The following is a 4,575-nucleotide window of genomic DNA, read 5'->3' on the forward strand; positions in this document are numbered from 1 at the left end:
GCTCGGCGTGGCGTGGCAGTTGCGGCGTGGCCTGGGCGGCAGTCGCCACGGCGAGGCTCAGGAACAAGGCAGTGCGAAACATGGTGAGGGCTCCAAAAGGCAGACCGTCACGGTAGCCAGTGGACGTGGTCAAAAGCCGCACAATTTGATGACAGGTTTGTAATCAAACCCAGAGGTAAGGCATGCAGGTGTTGTTAGTGGAAGACCAGCCGCAACTGGCGCAACGCATGGCCCAGGGCCTGAGCGAAGCGGGTTTCGGCGTGGAAGTGGCGGCCAACGGCATGGCGGCGCAGCGCTTTGTGGAAAGCACCGAGTACGACCTGGTGATCCTGGACGTGATGCTGCCGGGCCTGAATGCGTGGAAGTTGCAGCAGGCGATTCGCCAGCGCGGAGAAACCCCCGTGCTGTTCCTGACCACGCCTGACGGCATTGAAGATCGGCTGCGTGGGTTGGAATTGCATGAAGACGATTACTTGCTCAAGCCGTTTGACGCCAAAGTGTTGGTGGCGCGGGTGAGGAAATTGCTGCGGCGTGATCGGGGGCGGTGATTGATCCGGGATTTGCAGAGCCTCAAAGACCGCTATCGGGGGCAAGTCGAATCGTCGCACCGCCCCTCCCACACTTAAATGTATTCACAGTTCAAATGTGGGAGGGGGCTTGCCCCCGATGAGGCCCTCAAAAACACCCCCCATTCACCTACCGCAACCCATCCCTGAACTGCCCCGGCGTCATCCCCGTCCAGCGCTTGAACGCCCGGTTGAAACTGCTGGTATCGGCAAACCCCAGCAGATGGCTGATCTCGGCCAATGAACACTGCGGATCGCGCAGGTGCAACAGCGCCAGGTTCTGCCGGCATTCATTGAGCAACGCGTCAAACCGGCAACCTTCATCCGCCAGGTGCCGCTGCAGACTGCGCAGACTCAAATGCAACGCCTGGGCGATCCGCTCCGCGCCGGGTTCGCCGTCGGGCAGTTGCGCCTCAATGGCGGCGCGCACCTTGCGCTCCCAGGTCAGCGGCTGCAGTTGCGCCAGGGTGCGCTTGAGCACGGTTTCATTGTGTTCGGCCAACTCCGGGTTGGCATCGTCCAGGTGGCTGTCGAAGTCCTGGGCGGCGAACTCCAGGCGGTCTTCCTCGGCGCCAAAGAACACCGGCGCGCGAAACACCGTGTGCCAGGGCGCGGGGTCGACCGGTTCCGGGCGCTGCAGGTAAACCGCCAGCGGTGCGTAGTCGCGCCCCAGGCGATTGCGGCAGGTGCGCACATAGATCGCCGCAAACGCATCGATGGCTTCCAGCGCCGGCGCCGGGCTGCCTTCGGGTTGCAGCAGGCGAAAACGGTAGCAGTCGCCGTGTCGGCTCAACTCCAGGCTCAGGGCATCGCTGACCACCTGGTGATAGCGCACGATGCGTTCGAACACTTCGCGCAAACTGCCGCTGGCCACCAGCGCGTAACCCAATGCATGAAAGGTCGTGGGGCTGACAAACCGCGACACCCGCAAGCCAATCGCCGGATCGCCACTGGCCTGCACCGCCAGTGCCCACAGGCGCGTGGTGGCCGACAACGGGTAGCGCGCGTTCGGGTCGTCCATCAGCAACGGGTCGAGCCCGGCCTCAAGGCACAGCGCGGCGCTGTCCAGGCCCAGGGCCTCGAGTTGCTTGCGCAGGGCGCGGGTCCAGCTGGCGAGGGAAGTCGGTTCAGTCATGGCGATTGGCGCTTGCGGTCAACAGGTTGGCGTGCGGAGCTAGCGGCCTGCGCCAGGGTTGGGTGCAGGATGCAGGCATCACTCCACAAGAGAATGGAAGCATGGACGGTACTTGTGCAAGTCCCCAGCAGATGAACGCGCAACAGCGTTCGGCGCATATCCGCGAAGTGGTGCTGGCCGAGGGCGCGCGCCTGCGCCAGCGGCATTCCTGGCTGCTGCATCAGGACGCGCTGGGCGCGGGCATCCTGGCGTTCGCATGGGTCGGCATGCTGGGTTCGGCGGCGCTGTATATCAGCGGTCACATGGCCTGGTGGGTATGCCTGCTGCTCAATGCGTTCTTTGCCTCACTCACCCATGAGCTGGAACACGACCTGATCCACAGCATGTACTTTCGCAAGCAGCGCGTGCCCCACAACCTGATGATGGGCCTGGTGTGGCTGGCGCGGCCGAGCACGATCAACCCGTGGATTCGCCGGCACCTGCACCTCAATCATCACAAGGTCTCCGGCACCGAGGCCGATGTGGAAGAGCGTGCCATCACCAACGGCGAGCCCTGGGGCATCGCGCGCTTGCTGATGGTGGGCGACAACATGATGTCCGCCATGATCCGCCTGCTGCGCGCCAGGACCTGGCCGCACAGGTTCAGCATCCTCAAGCGCGTGCTGCTGGTGTACGCACCGCTGGCGCTGCTGCATTGGGGTGCGTGGTACATCTTCCTCGGCTTTCATGCCGCCAACGGCATCGCCGGCCTGGTGGGCGCGCCCATCGACTGGTCAGCCGGGACGCTGCAGATGATGCAGGTGATCGATATCGCGGCGGTGGTGATCATTGGCCCCAACGTGCTGCGCACCTTTTGCCTGCACTTCGTCAGTTCCAACATGCATTACTACGGCGATGTGGAGCCGGGCAATGTGATCCAGCAGACCCAGGTGCTCAACCCCTGGTGGATGTGGCCGTTGCAGGCGTTCTGTTTCAATTTCGGCAGCACCCACGGCATCCACCATTTCGTGGTGAAGGAGCCGTTCTATATCCGCCAGATGACGGTCAGGGTGGCGCACAAGGTCATGGCCGAGATGGGCGTGCGCTTCAATGATTTCGGCACCTTTGCGCGGGCCAATCGGTTTGAACGCGAAGAGCAACCGGACAGAGAACTCGCGTTCAGCAAGCAATGAACGCCAGCGGCAGGTCGCGGATCTGTTCGCGCACCGGCGGCTGGTAGTGATCGTCGCTGATCAGTTCATGCAGCAGCTCTTCGCGCAGTTGGTGGAATTCAAAGCTGCTGCGCTGGCGCGGATGGGGCAGGGCGATCTCGACCACCTGCTTGATCCGCCCGGGCCGGGGCTCCATCACCACCACGCGGTCGGCGAGGAAAATCGCCTCTTCCACATCGTGGGTCACCAGCACCGTAGTGATTCTGGCGCGGGCGCGAATCGCCAATAGTTCGTCCTGCATCTGCTGGCGGGTCAGCGCATCCAGTGCGCCGAACGGCTCGTCCAGCAGCAGAATCCGTGGGCTGGCCACCAGGCCACGAGCGATGGCCACCCGTTGCGCCATGCCGCCGGACAGTTGGTGGGGATAGGCGCGGGTGAAGTCGGTGAGGCCCACCAGTTCGATAAAGTCGCCAATGCGTCGGCTGCGCTCGGCCTCGCTCAAGGGCTCATTGACCAGGCCCAGGCCGATGTTCTGCGCCACCGTCAGCCAGGGGAACAAGCGGTGTTCCTGGAACACGATGCCGCGTTCGCTGCCGATGCCGCTCACGGCTTTGCCATCGACCTGGATCTGCCCGCGAAACTGCGTATCCAGCCCCACCAGCAAGCGTAAAAGCGTGGACTTGCCGCAGCCGCTCGAACCGACAATCGCCACAAATTCGCCCTCGGCAATCTCCAGGTTGAATTCGCGGATGGCTTCCAGCTCGACGCCATCCACCTCGAAGGACTTGCCCACATGGTTGAAGCTGACAATCGGTGCGTTCATGCGTGTCTCCAGCCGGTGACGCGGCTTTCAAGGCGTTGGCCGATAAGGTTGAGGGTGGCGCCGGTAAGGCCGACCAGCAGCATGCCGCTCATGATCAAATCCATGCGCAGCAGCTGTTGGGCGCCGATCATCAGGCTGCCGATGCCGCCATTGGACGGCATGAAGTATTCCGCGCCGATGGTGCCCAGCCAGGCGTAGATCAGGCTCAGGCGCAGCCCGGCGAAAATGCCCGGCGCCGCGCCCGGCAGTATCAGGCGGCGCAGCCGTTGGAACAGGTTCAGGCGCAGCACCTGTGCGGCTTCGCTCAGTTGCGGTGACAGGTTCAACACGCTGCGCTGGGTGGCGATAAACAGCGGGAAAAACGCCGCCAGGCCGATAAACACCCATTTGGCCAATTCCCCCAGGCCAAACCAGGCCGTGAGCAACGGCACCCAGGCAAAGATTGCGATCTGGCGCAAGGCGGCCAGGGTAGGGCCGAGCACCCGCTCGCTGCGCGGTGACAAGCCCAGCCACAAGCCGATGGCAAACCCCAGGCTGGCGCCCAATGCCAGGCCACCCAGGGTGCGCCCCAGGCTTTTGCCCAGCGCCCCCGACAGCGTGCCATCCACGACGCCCGTGGCGGTGGTCTGCAGCACAGTCCATGGGCTCACCAGGATATTCGCATCGACCCAGCCCTGCTGCGTCGCCACTTGCCACAGCGCCAGCAACCCCAGGGGCAGCAGCCACGGCTGCAGGCGCTGCCAGCCCTGGTAACGCGGGCCGCGCCGGATGTGCGCGGTGGCCGGATGCGGCCAGTGCACCCATTTGCGATCCAGCCAGCCGACGCCACGGTCCATCACCACGCCCAGCACGCCGATGACCACGATGCACACAAAGACGATGTCGAGCATGAACAACTGG

The 4,575-nt window shown here is 63.9% G+C and carries 5 protein-coding genes and 1 pseudogene; 2 read left to right on the top strand and 4 right to left on the bottom strand.

Annotated elements, in window-relative coordinates; translation table 11 throughout:
• Nucleotides 1-82 (bottom strand): annotated as a pseudogene (locus BFP96_RS31635) (heme-binding protein); the annotation flags it as partial.
• Nucleotides 83-182: 100 nt separating this feature from the next.
• Between BFP96_RS31635 and BFP96_RS02710 the strand changes: the two are divergent.
• Complete coding sequence (locus tag BFP96_RS02710) at nt 183-548, top strand: response regulator (protein ID WP_057725354.1); 366 nt, start codon at nt 183-185, stop codon at nt 546-548.
• A 148-nt stretch (nt 549-696) separates the two neighbouring features.
• Here BFP96_RS02710 and BFP96_RS02715 read toward each other — a convergent pair whose 3' ends face one another.
• Entirely contained in the window at nt 697-1,701 is a 1,005-nt protein-coding gene (locus BFP96_RS02715; protein ID WP_065893833.1) for an AraC family transcriptional regulator, read from the bottom strand.
• A 101-nt stretch (nt 1,702-1,802) separates the two neighbouring features.
• Between BFP96_RS02715 and BFP96_RS02720 the strand changes: the two genes are divergently transcribed.
• Nucleotides 1,803-2,873, top strand: a complete 1,071-nt coding sequence (locus BFP96_RS02720) for a fatty acid desaturase (protein ID WP_065935533.1) — start codon at nt 1,803-1,805, stop codon at nt 2,871-2,873.
• Here the strand turns inward: BFP96_RS02720 and BFP96_RS02725 are convergent.
• Nucleotides 2,860-3,675: an ABC transporter ATP-binding protein gene (locus tag BFP96_RS02725; RefSeq protein ID WP_065935534.1), complete on the bottom strand. Its 816-nt coding sequence runs from the start codon at nt 3,673-3,675 to the stop codon at nt 2,860-2,862. The two genes, BFP96_RS02720 and BFP96_RS02725, sit on opposite strands and share 14 nt — an antisense overlap.
• A partial coding sequence (locus tag BFP96_RS02730) for an ABC transporter permease (RefSeq protein WP_139113324.1) occupies nt 3,672-4,575 on the bottom strand: 904 nt, incomplete at its 5' end. The genes BFP96_RS02730 and BFP96_RS02725, both read right to left, overlap by 4 nt.

The sequence above is a fragment of the Pseudomonas sp. 34 E 7 genome (genome assembly GCF_900005715.1).
In the GTDB taxonomy this organism is placed as follows: domain Bacteria; phylum Pseudomonadota; class Gammaproteobacteria; order Pseudomonadales; family Pseudomonadaceae; genus Aquipseudomonas; species Aquipseudomonas orientalis_A.